This window comes from Fibrobacter sp. (assembly GCA_024398965.1).
Taxonomy (GTDB): domain Bacteria; phylum Fibrobacterota; class Fibrobacteria; order Fibrobacterales; family Fibrobacteraceae; genus Fibrobacter.
The window spans coordinates 1-13,552 of the sequence record JAKSIF010000054.1 but is presented as its reverse complement, the minus strand read 5'-3'; the positions used below and the strand labels follow the sequence as shown (position 1 = coordinate 13,552).

The following is a 13,552-nucleotide window of genomic DNA, read 5'->3' as shown; positions in this document are numbered from 1 at the left end:
CGCCGATGGTACCTGGCCTTCGGGTCCGGGAGAGTAGGTCGCTGCTGGATTCACGCCCCCCTTGAGGTAAACCTCTCGGGGGGCTTTTTTGTTTTTGCCCTGCGTGGTTCCGACGAGGGCTTCCGCGGGCAGTGTACAGCGGGAATGTCGCCATGTGTCTTGCCATGCTTGCAGACGTCCTTCGGATTTGTGAATACTTTTTGAGCGTTTTCCTTCCTTCCTTCCTTCCTTCCTTCCTTCCTTCCTTCCTTATAGCTATCTTTATTCGCAGATATTTGTGGGGAATTTATTATGTCTCGTTTAATCTTTTTCATTCTTATTTTCTTAGTTACGTTTGCGAATGCGGCTGTAACTGTTAGCGCACCTTCTACAGACGCTGATGGTTGTTATGCGATTTCTAGCGTTGAGGAACTGTATGGCTTTGCTGCCATCGTTAATGGTACCGATGGCATGACGAAGGATACGAAGGCTTGCGGAAAGCTTACCAAGGACATTGTTGTTAATGAAGGTGTCGTAAGTTCCATAGATTTATCTAAGCTCTATACGACGGTGCATAGCCAGTGGACTCCATTGAGGGATTTTGCCGGCTCCTTTGACGGTAATGGCTTTTCTATTTCCGGTCTTTACTTCTATAATACTGACTTTAGATCTGAAGGACTTTCTGGTTTTATTGAATCCATTGGGAAGGCTTCTGTCTTGATTAAGAATCTGCACATCAAGGATTCTTTCTTCGGTGCTTATAACTCTGTTGCTAGGAAAATTGGCGGTTTGGTTGCAAATGCGGTCTACGGTTCTTCTCTCGAGATTTCAAATTGCACTGTTGATGCTCTGCTGTATGGAGGTGTTGATGGGACGGGTGGCTTGGTTGGTTACGCTGCAGGAACGCTAACCATTAACGAGTCTGTCTTTTCTGGTGATATAAACGCCCACCGTACTGCAGGTGGCCTTGTCGGTTATTCCTCCACTTTATTGACGATTTCGAAAAGTCATAATGAGGGCTCCGTTTTACTGGATGGAGCGATAATGATGTATGCCGCAGGACTTGTTAGCATTGTGAATAATGCGACTGTAGTGGACTCCTACAATACTGGCAGCATTATCGGTGATTCCTATACAGGTGGACTTATCGGATCTCAAAGCGGTTCAGTGAATGTATCCCGTTGCTATAACACCGGTTCTATTAAGGGTACAAATGAGACTGGTGGCCTTGTGGGGAGGGCTGGTGGCGGAACCTTATCAATACAAAACAGCTACAACGTGGGTTCTATTGAAGGGACTGACTATTTGGGCGGCCTTGTTGGGCGCATTGTGAACAAGGCATCCCTGGTCAACAGCTATAGCTTCGCTTCCATTGAAGGAAACCTTGAAATGGCCGGGGCTATTGTTTCGGACGTTTCCAATGTTTATTCCATGCCCTACTTTGTGCTGGATAATTGCTTCTATAATTCCAATGTCCGCAGCATTTACGGTGGCGAGGAAGTTGCCGTATCCGCATTTAAGACAGGTTACGTGGCTAACAAGCTTCATTCCTATCATGGTGATGATATAGATGGCTTGCTATGGGGGCAGAAAGTGGGTACGGATGCGTATCCAGTATTTCGCGGGGAAGTCAATGGAGCATTCAAGGATGTTTACCACAAATTGAGCTTTGTGACTTTCGATGGTGATAAGACTGTATATCCGACGCAGTTCCACGATGGTGTTGCCATAGATATCCCGAAGATAGAAGATGAGAGTTACGTGTACGCCTGGTATGATAATGCCGAGTTTACAGGCAGCAAGTACAGTTACATTCCACCTACTGTTGGGAATGACTTGACACTGTACGCTCGCTTGCTCAAGCTTGCGGAACCGGAAAAGGATGCTGAAGATTGCTACTTGATTTCCAATGAGGCAGCCCTTTATAGCTATGCGGCAATTGTGAACGGCACCAATGGGTTTAAGAAAAATGGAAGTGCCTGTGCCAAGCTAACGGAAGACATTACAGTCAATGCTTCCGTATTGGATGAAGGAGGGCTTGTAAGGACTGCTGATACAGCGGGCTTTTTCCCTTGGGTTCCGATCGACAGCTTTGCAGGAACCATTGATGGACAGGGCCATAAGATTTCGGGGCTGTACTATAACGATGTGAATTCTTCGTCTGGTGGTTTGATAAGTGGCGTACATACAGGCGGAAAACGTGCTGTCATCAAGAACCTTGGCGTTGAAGATTCTTACATCGCATCTCAATTGAGGGCTGGCGCTCTTGTTGGTTATGTAAGCTCCTATGTGCTGGAAATATCCAACTGCTATAGTGCTGCCAATGTTCATTCGGCCCAGTACTACGCCGGTGGCCTTGTAGGCGGATCCTGGGATTCCCTGAAGATCATGGACAGCTATAATGCTGGCGTTGTGTATGGCAAGATTGTAGGTGGAGGCCTTGTTGGTGAAGCCAGTGACATTACCGTGATTGAGGACAGCTACAATACAGGCACTATCAAGGGATATGATGCCGGAGGCCTGGTGGGAACTTCTAGTGGAAAAACCTATGTTACCGGTGGTTACAATGTGGGATCCATTGAAGGAACTGGAGTTTCTGCAGGCCTTGTGGCCCATGTGGAAGATCATGTGTTTATTTCGGAATCATACAATAGGGGGCATGTTGGCCTGAATGATGTGGCGGTTGCCAGTAGTGAATACTATGCCGGTGGCCTTGTTGGACGTACCGGGAACGATGACACGATTTCTGTGGTGAATAGTTATAATGTTGGTGATATCGACGCCGGTGACAAGGTGGCTGGCGGTCTGGTAGCTTATCTCTATACCAGGATTCAGCTGACAGCTGTCAATAGCTATAATATGGGGAGCATCACTGCTTCCGATAGCAAGTACCAGTCTGGGGGAATTCTTGGCAGGAAATCTTCCCAAAATGAAGTTATTATAGACAATTGCTACTACCTGGAAGGCGTCAATGGTGAATTGGGAGGAATCACCGTAACGGCTGATGAAATTAGCGACGGAACCCTGTTCAGCAACCTTCACGACTATAGCAAGGATGAGGTCTTTGGAAGCGTCTGGAAGCAGGAAATGGGAAAGGATCCTTATCCTGTTCTTTCGGGGGCGAAACATAAGCTGGAATTCAAGACGGGAACATCTGTGCTCAAGACGGTGATGGTCTTTGGTGGTGGAATACTGTCTTCTGTTGCCTTGCCAGAGAAGCGTGGTTACACCTATGTTCCCTCCACAGAAATTCCTGACGTGATGCCGGACGAAGATTTGGAAATCCAGGGTGAATTCGTCAAGAACAAGTATAAGGTTACGGTTCTTGTAAATGACGAGTCCATGGGGTCTGTAAGCGGCTTGAATGAAACGGGTATTTATGATTATCTGTCGGCAGTTTGGATTACTGCAGTGCCTGCCGAGGGGTATGAATTTGTAAGCTGGGATGATAATGAATATGCATCCGAAAAACGCTACGTGACTATTAATTCCGATACTACCTTTGTTGCGAATTTTGAAAAGGTCAGCAGTTCCGCAACTTCATCCAGCTCTGAAGTATCGTCAAATTCTGCGGAAAGTTCCAGTTCCGTGGAAGGAACTTCTTCTAGTTCGATAATAAGTTCTGCAGAATCCTCCAGCTCCATTTCCAGTTCCGGATCGTCTTCAAGTTCTGTAGTGTCGTCTAGCTCTGTAACGGTTAGCTCCAGCTCTCAGAAATCCCCGGAATCTTCTTGTAGTTCAGCCAATGGCGATAAGGGATCATCCAGCAGCTCGAAGACGGAGGGATTTGTTGTTACGGGCATTCCGCAGTTCCATGTGGAAGTATCTGGAAGGAGCGTGTTGTTTGCAGGAGCTCCCCTGGGCATGTTTGCGGTCTTTGATATGCAAGGCCGTGTCATTTTGCAGGGGATTGCGGAAACCGCAAACTTTGAAATTGTACTGCCTCATGCTGGAAGTTACCTGGTACAGCTGAAGGGCATGACAAGGCAAGTCCATATACAATAACACTTGGACGGATTCCTGTCATTACAAAAAAAACACAGCGCCGATGACGTTGTGTTTTTTTATACCTTGGCTTTGTCAGAATAAAATTTCGTGACTTGCAGCGGATTAGCCGTTTACTTTCCAGAGGGCGGGAATGGGGCTTGCGCTGTCGTAGATGTCTTCGGCTTCACGCATGATGGCGGACTTGCTCTTGAGGGGAAGCATGCGGTGTGCATCGGCGTTGGCCGCGTTGTTGTATACCACTGCCTTCTTGTACCAGCGGAGTGCATTGTTGTACATCTTGGCGCGTTCCAGGATCTTGCCTACGGCGATAATGGCGTTGCCAAATTCGGTGCTGCTGTCGCCGGAGAATTTCTGGTAGGAATCCATTTCGCTTTCCCAGAAGTCCATTTCTTCGTAGCAGGGAGGAACAACGGATTCGCCGATGGTAACGGGATCCATGTTGCCGGCCTTGGCGTTCTGGGCGACGGCGATAATGGCTTCTGCCAGCTCCTTGCGGCCGGTCTTCTTAGCGATTTCTACCCAGGGAGCCAGGTAGCGGGTAACGCCGTGGAAGGCCTGCATACGGTCAAGGGCTGCGTCGGCGTCGGCGAGGCCTGCGCTCTTTGCCTTCTTGTACCAGTTGGCTGCCTTGGCGTAATCGCCGGCGGCTTCGCACTGCTTACCGAATTCGTTTGCCATGTTGCCGGATTCAGCGGACTTGATGGCTTCCAGTTCCTCGGGAGCGCTGCCGTCTTCGTCCAGCTCGGATGCGCAGAGGTACATTTCGTAGGCGGTTTCCAGAAGGCTTGCCTTTACGAAGTAGGCGGCAAGTGCCAGGGACATCTTACGGGTGTAAGGCGGGTTTTCCAGGATATAGCTCTGCCAGTCGGCGGCTTCGCCTGCGGGCGGCACTGCATCGGATTCCTTGCCGGCGGCGATGGCTGCGGCGTGTCCCTTTGCCTGGGCAATCTTGTCGAGAGCCTTGCGGCCTTCTGCAGAGGTGGAATCATCGACGGAGGAACCGGTAATCAGTTCCAGGATTGCTGTTGCAATCTTGAAGTGTCCCTGGTTCTTTGCCATGACAAGGCGGCTGTAGTAGCCTGGAATTGCGGTAACGTCCAGATTCATAGTGCCCTCTGCTGTGTGAAAAATTCAGGTTCTTGAATTAATAATTCATAGATAGAATTATTTGAAGGTCGCCATTTAGGAGACGCTGTGAAAAACTTCAATAATTGGACAAGTTTTTATTTGACATTTTAGTGTCATGTTTACGATAGTATATTTGTATGTGGAATAATGGAGCCCTGGTCAGGGCGGAGTTTTTATGAAGTTTATCCATACGGCTGATTTGCATATAGGAAAGCGTATTTGCGAGCATTCCATGCTCGAGGATCAGAAGTATATTCTGGGGCAGATTCTGCAAATTGTGGACAGCGAGAAACCCGATGCAATCTTGATTGCCGGGGACGTTTATGACAAGTCTGTACCTAGCGCCGAGGCGGTCCAGGTGCTTGATGATTTTCTGGTGGATCTTTCCAGCCGTAACGTCAAGACCTTTGTACTGAGCGGTAACCACGATTCTGCGGAGCGCATTGCCTTTGGCGGCCGCCTGATGCAGGAACGTGGCGTATACATGTCTCCGGTCTATAACGGCTCCTTTGAACCCGTGACCTTGAAGGATGACTTTGGCGAAGTGGATGTGTGGATGCTTCCCTTTGTGCGTCCGGCGACAATCCGCGCTTGCCTCGGTACGGGGGAGCAGGCTGATGCTGAGCGCGAGCTGGTTACGGATTATACCAGCGCCATTCAGATGGCTTTGTCTAAAATGGAGCGGACTGCTGGACACCGCAATGTTTTGCTTGCCCATCAGTTTGTAACGGGGGCCCAGGTTGACGAAAATGGCTCCGAGGAATTCGTTGGCGGTCTCGACAATGTGGAGGCCTACGCCTTTGACGGTTTCGACTATGTAGCATTGGGCCATATCCATCGTCCGCAAAACGTGGCGAAGAACGAAGCTGGAGTTGGTCGCGTTCGCTATAGCGGCACGCCTTTGAAGTATTCACTTTCCGAGGCGGCCCACGTAAAGTCGGTGACGGTGGTGGAATTGGGTGCGATGTCTGAGGTAGGCGCTATGGGTAGCGGTTGCGAGCTGAACATTCGCGAAGTTCCCTTGAAGCCCATGCGCGATGTGCGTAAGATCGAGGGACTGTTTGCGGAGCTTGTTTCTGCGGAATTCCGTGATGTGCAGGTACGGGAGGGCAAGAGCCTGGACGATTACATCTATGCGGTTCTCACGGACGAAAGTGATGTGAACGATGCTGCAGCCAAGTTGCGAGGATACTATCCCCACTTGATGACGTTGTCGTACAACAATTCACGTACAAGAAGTGTCGCCAACCTGGATTTTGAAAATGTGGATCAAAAATCTCCTACAGAGATATTCTGCGACTTCTTCAAGGAAATGAATAATCGCGAGATGGTTGCCGAGGAAAGTGATTTTGTTAGGAACCTGATTGATTCCATTTGGGAGGGCAAGAACTAATGAGACCTTTGAAGCTTGTTGTTACTGGTTTTGGCCCTTACGCTGAACGCACCGAAATTGATTTTGAAAAATTGGGAACCCATGGTCTCTATTTGATTAGCGGCGATACCGGTGCTGGCAAGACCACCATTTTCGACGCCATAACCTACGCCCTTTTTGGAAAGGCCAGCGGAGACAATCGCGACGATGCCAAGCTTTTCCGTTGCACCAATGCAAAGCCGGAAACCCCCACGGGCGTGGAGCTGACCTTTGCCTACGATGGCAAGGAATACCGCATTTGCAGAAATCCTGAGTATGAACGCCCGAAGGCCCGTGGCGAGGGCATGACGAAGGCGGCCGCATCTGTAACCTTCTTTTATCCCGACGAAAGCGGGAAGGTCACCGCGGCTAGCCGCAGTGTATCCAAGGAAAAGGATGTCACTGATGCGGTAAAGTCGGTGATGGGTGGCTTGGACAAGGATCAGTTCTCCCAGATTGCCATGATTGCCCAGGGTGACTTCATGAAGATTCTTCTGGAAGATACGAAGAATCGTCGTGAGACATTCCGCAAGATCTTCAAGACCGAGAATTTTGAAAAGCTGCAGAAAAAGCTGAGTGATGAGGCGAGTGCCTTTGGAAAGACCTGCGAAGCCCTAGTGCAGACAGGTTGCACCTATGTTTCTGGAATCCAGTGTGCAGAGGCGTCGGCCTATAGGGAAGAGGTTTTAGAAAAACTTGGCCTGGCAAAGAATCGCCAGATTGCAGATTGGGAAGAAATCTGTGAACTGTTGAGGAACTTGCTGGCTGAAGACGAAATCGTGGTAAAGGTATCCGAAGCGGAACTGGAAAAACTCAAGGAAAGGATTTCTGAACAGGACAAGTTGGTTGGCAAGGCTGGCGAAGTTGAAAAGGCCCGCGCCAATTTAAAGGCTGCGCAGGAAAAACTTCCTGCAAAGAATGCTGAACTTCAGGAAAAACTTGCAGCGAAAAAAGTTCAGGAAGATAAAAAGCCTGAATGTGAAAAGTTGCTGGCCCAGATCACGACGATTACGAATTCCTTGCCTCAGTATGATGGTCTTGAACAGAAGCGTACAGAATTGAAATTGAAGGAAGCCAAGCTGCAGCAAGATCAGAAAAATTTTGATAGTGGCCGCGCGCTTATCGATAATCAGGCTGCAGAAATTCAGCAGATGAAGATTGAGTTGGAGGGCCTTTCTGACGCCGGTGATAACAAGGTAAAGCTGGTTAAGGCGGAAATTGAAAAACTGGATCAGCGTCAGGCTGATATCAGGGCTGTCGGCACCCAGGTGAAGAATTATAACGCCGAAGTTGAAAGCTTGAAACTTGCGCAAGAAGAATACCTTAAGGCAGACAAGCAGTATGCAACCCTGCGCTCGGATTATGATAAGAAGGATCACGCTTTCCGAAATGAGCAGGCAGGTATTCTTGCAGAGTCCCTAGAAGAGGGCTGCGAATGTCCTGTGTGCGGATCAACTCATCATCCCCATAAGGCTTGTAAATCTGAGGAAGCTCCTACTCAGGCAGAGCTTGAAGAACTAAAGAAATTATCTGACGAGGCGGAGGCCCTACGCAACCATAAGAACGTACTTGCTGCACAGCAGAACGTAAAGTGCGAAGGCTTAAAGAGAAATCTTCAGGAAGAGTTGAATAAGCTCTTTGGGGAATGTGCCATCGAGGATGCAAAGGTTCGCGGCAATGAAGAATTCCAGAAGAATCGCGATGAACTGAATCGCCTGTCGGCGGAATGCGAGGCTGAATCAAGGAAGGCTAATCGCAAGCAGGAACTGGAAAATAAGGAAACTGGAATTCCTGCCAAGGAAACAGCTCTTGAAAAAATGCGAGCATCCAATGAAGAATTGGGTCGTAACAATGCTGCAGCAGAAAAGGAAATCGAAGGCCTTAAAAATGCCATCGCAGATTTGCTCAAGGGCCTTGCCTTTGAAAGCAAGGCTGCTGCGTCGGATGAAATCAGGAAATTGCAGAAGGCGCTGGATGGCCTCAACGAGGCTCTGCAAAAAGCGACGGACGCATTCAATAATTGCGATAAGGATCTTCAGGGTTTGAAGGCTCAGATTGATGCATTCAACAAGTCCCTGGAAGGTGCGCCTGAATATGATATGGATGCTTTGAACCAGTCACTTGGAGCACTGAAGGGTCAACAGGCCCAAAAGATGGATACATGGAAACTAGCGTCCGGCCGATTCAAGCAGAACAAGGAAACTCTGGAGAAGATCCAGGCCACGGCGGCAGATTTGGGTACTGCAAGTAAAAAGCGTCAGTGGCTGAAGAACCTTTCCGATACAGCGAACGGCGCCTTGACCGGCCGTGACAAGCTGATGCTGGAAACCTACGTGCAGACTTCCTACTTTGACCGTATTATCCGCCACGCTAACAGGCGTTTCCATCTGCTTTCCAACGGCCAGTACGAATTGATCCGCCGTAGGGATGCATCTAATAACAAGGTCCAGACTGGCTTGGACTTGAACGTCATTGACCATGCCAGCGGTAAGCCGCGTGAGGTGAAGACGTTGAGCGGTGGCGAAAGTTTCCTGGCGTCTCTGTCCCTTGCCTTGGGCCTTGCCGACGAAGTGCAGAGTTCTGCCGGCGGCATCCAGCTGGACACCATGTTCATCGACGAAGGTTTTGGTTCCCTGGATGATGAAAGCCTGAAGTCCGCTATCAACGTTCTGCAGAATCTTGCCGGTGACCATCGCCTTGTTGGCATCATTAGCCACGTGAACGAACTTGAAAACAGGATTGAAAAAAATGTTCGCGTCACCAAGGACGCGAACAAGATCAGTCGAGTGAATATCGAGGTGTAGTATTACGGGATGTCGTTGGGCATGATGCCGAATTGACGAGCCTCGGTAATGGAAATGATTTCGGACTTACCGCTCTCGAAGTTTCCGCTTTCCTTCTGTTCGGTGAATTCGTTCATTCCTGCTTCATAGGCTTCGCTAAAGGAAGCTGCATTCTTGCCCCAGGCCATGGTGGTTTCCAGGAAGTTGAAGTTTGTCTTTTCTTCGTTGGTGTACCAGCCAAGGAAGGCGTGACCCGGAATCGTGACGATCAGGGTGTGCATTCCCAGTGATTCCAGGATGGATGCGAAGAGGTTCACGCCTTCGATGCAGTTGGCCTGTGTAGTGCGCAGGACTTCTACAGGGTACTTGATTTTCTGACCGATGCTTGCTGCGCTTGTGTTATTGACGTAGTTGATGCCTTTGTCCTTAAGCACGTTGTAGACAGCCTGAACAAGGCGTGCAGAACTTGTAATCAGGTCCGGGTCGTCACCGTAAAGCTGATATGCCTTTACCTGGCCGCCGGGGAGAATCTTTTCCAGTTCCTTGTGGATCGTGGTGATAGAATCCATGTTCGGGGTGACCCAGACGGCGTGATACCAGGAATAATTCTTGATACCGATAAGTTCGGATCCGTAGACCTGGATGGGGTTGATTGTAACGGGCTTCGATTCGGAATAGAAGAGAATTTCCTTGTCGTTTTCAAGCGCATAGCCTCGCAACTGAATCTGGGTCTTTTCAGGAACTGTGATCTCTGCCAGGGAGGCATTGTCAAAATCGAAGGTGGGTCCGAGAATGATTTCTTCGCCCGGATTGACGATGCCTGTGACACTTGCTGTATCGGTAAAGCCTGGAATCCATGCCTTGAGCAAGACCTTGTTCCAGCGGCAGCTTTCCTTTTTGACATCGCACTGGTTGCGGGCCTTGATGGATACAGGTACAGGGTAAGGTTCGCCGTTGTTCTTGAAATCCTTGTACATAAGGGCGTATTGGTCGGCAAAGGCGGCGTTGATTTCTTCGCGATAGCTCCAGACCCATCCATCCAGGTGGCGGACTACATTCTTGGAGTAGATGTCGTAATAGACGCTGTCGTACAGTTTCTCGTAAAGGGAATCGAAATCCGCACTCTTTAAACTATCTATAAGAGCTTCACGGACAGAATCCATCCAGGAACTGGCGAAGGCGTTGTCGAAGAGAATGTTGTATACCGTGTCCACATAGGGCTCTGCGTAGAGTGTGTCCCAAAGGGAGCCGGTGATTTCTTCACGAAGTGCGCTGGCTAGGGAATCTATGTTGACTTCGGGGGCATCCTTGCCGTCGGCACCAGAAACCCCGTCCTTGCCATCTTCGCCTGAACATGCTGAAAGGGCGATGGAGCCCAAAAGAAAGAAGGCACTGACCTTAAGTGCTTTAAAAAAACTCATACTTTCTCCTTAATGTATCCTAATCCGTATTATAATTTAGTACAAATACCATTCCCATTCCAAGGAGTAGTCCTTGGAGTCGTCGGATTGATATACATTTTCGTAGGAATCTAGCATTCCTATTGCGGATTTGTCGTAGCAGTTGCCGGAGGTATAGTCGTCATGTTCCGATAAGTCCTCGTCGATGACTTTGGGACAGACTCTTATTTTGTATGTTGATGCCGGAACAGGTAACGAGATTGAACTCAATCCGCTCCATTTCCTGGTATCCTGTTTATTTAGCAGTAGTCCCGTGCTCTTGGAACCAAGAGATGTGTTGTTTTTGTTATAGAGATAAATGGTGAATGATACCTCAGGATCGCCAGCTCCATTGAACGCATCCCAATTGGAGGATATTTGTTCATAGTATGTGAGGGTGAAATATATGGTCATGTCCTGAACTAGAGACGGAGACCGAGTGCTGGAGCTGCTGGGTGGAATATAAATTGAACTGCTGGAGGAATAGAAATCATCCCAGTAGTTGTATGAGCTACTGGAAGAACTGTAGTTATCATTCCGGTAGTCATACGAGCTGCTATAGCGCATGCTGGAACTGGAATGTTTGTGCTCCATGCTGCTTAGCTGTTGCTCTGCTTTAGAAATCGTGTCTTGGAAGTCTTCTTCTGCAGCTTCCATGGGACCGTCGCCGCAGGAACATAAAACGGAGATGGCGAACAGGGTGGAGATGACTAACAGATGTTCTTTATAAAAACTCATATCTGCTCCCTAGAAACTGAAATCAGCTGTTATTCGCCAGCTACTGTTATCATTAAACAATTCGTGATAAAAGGAATGCCCGTAACCAGTGGCTTGGTTCCAGGCTAACCATTGGAACTGTACTGAAAAATGTTCTTTGATTTCTAGGCCAAATCCAAAATAGAAATGAAATTCCCAGGCGTCCGCAGGGAAGAAGTCGCTATAGCTTTCTTCCTTATCTTCGTAGTCATGAAAGCCGTTAAAGTTGACTTTTATTTCTGATGAAACAGACTCCCATTCGTAGAAGGGCTTGCGAATAGCGAATGTTCCACTTGCAAAGCCTCCGATGATCTTATTTATGCCGATACCGAGACGGAGATTGACCGGAAATTCCAATGAAATATTATGATAGTCAATGTCTGAATCAATACGTACATATTCACTATAGTAGGAGTCGTTGTAGTTGATTGTAGGATTGTTGTAATCCAGTCCATTGTTGTTTATAAATTCATAGATGATATTTGCGCCGGCTTGGATTGAGCCCCATCTGTAGAAATAGTAACGGTAGAATCCTCCCAAACCAAGATTGAATCCGTCTCCATGAGCGGAATGGTTATAACCGGGAAAGCCCCTTTCGATCATTTCGCCACCAAGTAAATTGAAGCCGAGAGCAGTGATTCTCGAGGGGTCTCTTGCCAAGGAGAAATAAGTTTTTGGGGATGTTTTCGCCGTTTGTTCAACCTGAATAATGGGACCAGGTTCTTCGTTCTTTTCTGGGCTGTTTGCTGTGCTGTCCACCATAACGGAATCTTGAGGAGGGATGGCCTCTTCTTTGATTTCCTGTGGAATGGTTTCTGCGGAATCCGGTTCCTCAGTTGCTGTTTCTGCGACTGTGTCTTGAGAAACTTCAGGATTCGAGAGGCTTTGTGAGGGTTCTTCCTGAGCCTTTGTCTTTAGCCATTCGTTGCGTGCATAGGCGTAGCAACCGCAGTTTGATTCAATCCTGTTGCATAGGGGTTGAGCCGTATTCTCGGGAGCTTCTTCGTACTGGTCAAAGAGACTGGTGTCTGCAGGACATGAGTTGCAGAGCTTTTTGCAGGCTTCGGATTGCTGTCCAAAAGCTAGCGTAAAGGTGGTTAGCAAGAATGGAATTAAGAAAGATTTCATTTTATATAGCAAGAAAAATGATTATGGCGATTACCACTGCTGCAGAGGCTGCTATAAGACCTTTGTTTGATCGTTTCTCAATTTCGTAGCTGCCGTCGGATTTCTTGACGGCAGTATGTTCCATGTCTCCGTTGTCACCGAAGTTGACGTCGATGATGTTTTTTTTGATGGGGGCTTTATTTTCTTCATTATGGTCGAAATCCACATCTATGACCGTGGACTTGGAAGGTGACTTTACATCGGCCGTTTCCTCCTGCTGGGCAGTACTGTAATCACAGCCGCAGGTTTTTATAACATTTGCGCAGATTTCGCTTTTATCATTTTCGCATTCACTGCAAAGAGATTCGCATTCATCAGCAAAGGCTATGGTGGCGAGCAGAAGTAATGGAAGGACAAATTTAAGCGACATATTAACTCCCTAATCAACGGCAACAAAAGTGACTATGCCTGCGGTTAAGAGGATCCCGAGGATGATTAGCCAAATGCTTGGACCTTGCGTGGCATTTTCATTCTTTGTTACAGGGACAAATTCTTGACGTATCTTGATTCCCACCACCACATTGTTGACGATCTTCAGGGAAAGAAGTTCGTTTCGATCACTCCAAAGGTCTACGCGATCTTTGTTGGAGACCTTTTGCATGTATCCATTTTTCTCTACCTTGTAGAGGTGTGGTTTATAGTTGTATATGAACTCAACTGTATCTTGGTGGTACTCGGTAATGACCGGTTCACCGAATTCCTTCATCCATTCCTTGACTTCAGGGTGTTGCAGAACAAATTGGATGTCGTCATCGTCAATCCAGTTTTCCTTGAGACCGTAGTGGTACGTACAAGCACTGAGGAAAAACACTGCAATCAGGAGAAAGAATATTTTTTTCATAAAGGCTCCATGTCAACGGAATGAAATTTTTTCAAAAAAA

At 48.0% G+C, this 13,552-nt stretch carries 10 protein-coding genes; 3 read left to right on the top strand and 7 right to left on the bottom strand.

What is annotated here, in order from left to right:
* Positions 1–50: 50 nt before the first annotated feature.
* Positions 51–314, bottom strand: a complete 264-nt coding sequence (locus MJZ26_13095) for a hypothetical protein (GenBank protein ID MCQ2106713.1) — start codon at positions 312–314, stop codon at positions 51–53.
* On the opposite strand from MJZ26_13095, the gene MJZ26_13090 reads away from it, so the two are divergent.
* The gene (locus tag MJZ26_13090) at positions 292–3,984 is read left to right on the top strand and encodes a hypothetical protein (protein MCQ2106712.1); all 3,693 of its coding nucleotides are present in this window, start codon (positions 292–294) and stop codon (positions 3,982–3,984) included. The genes MJZ26_13095 and MJZ26_13090 overlap by 23 nt on opposite strands.
* 105 nt (positions 3,985–4,089) lie before the next feature.
* Here the strand turns inward: MJZ26_13090 and MJZ26_13085 are convergent, their stop codons facing one another.
* The gene (locus tag MJZ26_13085; protein ID MCQ2106711.1) at positions 4,090–5,094 is read right to left on the bottom strand and encodes a hypothetical protein; all 1,005 of its coding nucleotides are present in this window, start codon (positions 5,092–5,094) and stop codon (positions 4,090–4,092) included.
* Positions 5,095–5,290: 196 nt separating this feature from the next.
* Here MJZ26_13085 and MJZ26_13080 point away from each other — a divergent pair, with 196 nt between their 5' ends.
* Both MJZ26_13080 and MJZ26_13075 read left to right on the top strand, forming a co-directional pair.
* Complete coding sequence (locus MJZ26_13080) at positions 5,291–6,508, top strand: exonuclease SbcCD subunit D (GenBank protein ID MCQ2106710.1); 1,218 nt, start codon at positions 5,291–5,293, stop codon at positions 6,506–6,508.
* Positions 6,508–9,330 carry an SMC family ATPase gene (locus MJZ26_13075; GenBank protein MCQ2106709.1) on the top strand — a complete coding sequence of 941 codons (2,823 nt, stop codon included), beginning with the start codon at positions 6,508–6,510 and terminating at the stop codon, positions 9,328–9,330. Before MJZ26_13080 ends, MJZ26_13075 begins: the two co-directional genes overlap by 1 nt.
* A 2-nt stretch (positions 9,331–9,332) precedes the next feature.
* Here MJZ26_13075 and MJZ26_13070 read toward each other — a convergent pair whose 3' ends face one another.
* Genes MJZ26_13070 through MJZ26_13050 form a run of 5 tightly spaced genes read right to left on the bottom strand, consistent with a single transcriptional unit; the run spans position 9,333 to position 13,512 of the window.
* Complete coding sequence (locus MJZ26_13070; protein ID MCQ2106708.1) at positions 9,333–10,730, bottom strand: hypothetical protein; 1,398 nt, start codon at positions 10,728–10,730, stop codon at positions 9,333–9,335.
* 36 nt (positions 10,731–10,766) lie between these two features.
* Entirely contained in the window at positions 10,767–11,486 is a 720-nt protein-coding gene (locus MJZ26_13065; GenBank protein MCQ2106707.1) for a hypothetical protein, read from the bottom strand.
* A 9-nt stretch (positions 11,487–11,495) separates the two neighbouring features.
* A complete protein-coding gene (locus MJZ26_13060; GenBank protein ID MCQ2106706.1) occupies positions 11,496–12,632 on the bottom strand; it encodes a PorT family protein in 1,137 nt (378 codons plus the stop codon).
* 1 nt (position 12,633) lies between these two features.
* A complete protein-coding gene (locus MJZ26_13055) occupies positions 12,634–13,041 on the bottom strand; it encodes a hypothetical protein (protein ID MCQ2106705.1) in 408 nt (135 codons plus the stop codon).
* Positions 13,042–13,050: 9 nt separating this feature from the next.
* Positions 13,051–13,512: a membrane lipoprotein lipid attachment site-containing protein gene (locus tag MJZ26_13050; GenBank protein ID MCQ2106704.1), complete on the bottom strand. Its 462-nt coding sequence runs from the start codon at positions 13,510–13,512 to the stop codon at positions 13,051–13,053.
* Positions 13,513–13,552 lie beyond the last annotated feature (40 nt).

Excerpts from the sequence above, each read along its gene's own strand:
- MJZ26_13090 (MCQ2106712.1), top strand. The coding sequence starts at position 292 with ATGTCTCGTTTAATCTTTTTCATTCTTATTTTCTTAGTTACGTTTGCG.
- MJZ26_13095 (MCQ2106713.1), bottom strand. The coding sequence starts at position 314 with ATGAAAAAGATTAAACGAGACATAATAAATTCCCCACAAATATCTGCG.
- MJZ26_13085 (MCQ2106711.1), bottom strand. The coding sequence starts at position 5,094 with ATGAATCTGGACGTTACCGCAATTCCAGGCTACTACAGCCGCCTTGTC.
- MJZ26_13080 (MCQ2106710.1), top strand. The coding sequence starts at position 5,291 with ATGAAGTTTATCCATACGGCTGATTTGCATATAGGAAAGCGTATTTGC.
- MJZ26_13075 (MCQ2106709.1), top strand. The coding sequence starts at position 6,508 with ATGAGACCTTTGAAGCTTGTTGTTACTGGTTTTGGCCCTTACGCTGAA.
- MJZ26_13070 (MCQ2106708.1), bottom strand. The coding sequence starts at position 10,730 with ATGAGTTTTTTTAAAGCACTTAAGGTCAGTGCCTTCTTTCTTTTGGGC.
- MJZ26_13065 (MCQ2106707.1), bottom strand. The coding sequence starts at position 11,486 with ATGAGTTTTTATAAAGAACATCTGTTAGTCATCTCCACCCTGTTCGCC.
- MJZ26_13060 (MCQ2106706.1), bottom strand. The coding sequence starts at position 12,632 with ATGAAATCTTTCTTAATTCCATTCTTGCTAACCACCTTTACGCTAGCT.
- MJZ26_13055 (MCQ2106705.1), bottom strand. The coding sequence starts at position 13,041 with ATGTCGCTTAAATTTGTCCTTCCATTACTTCTGCTCGCCACCATAGCC.
- MJZ26_13050 (MCQ2106704.1), bottom strand. The coding sequence starts at position 13,512 with ATGAAAAAAATATTCTTTCTCCTGATTGCAGTGTTTTTCCTCAGTGCT.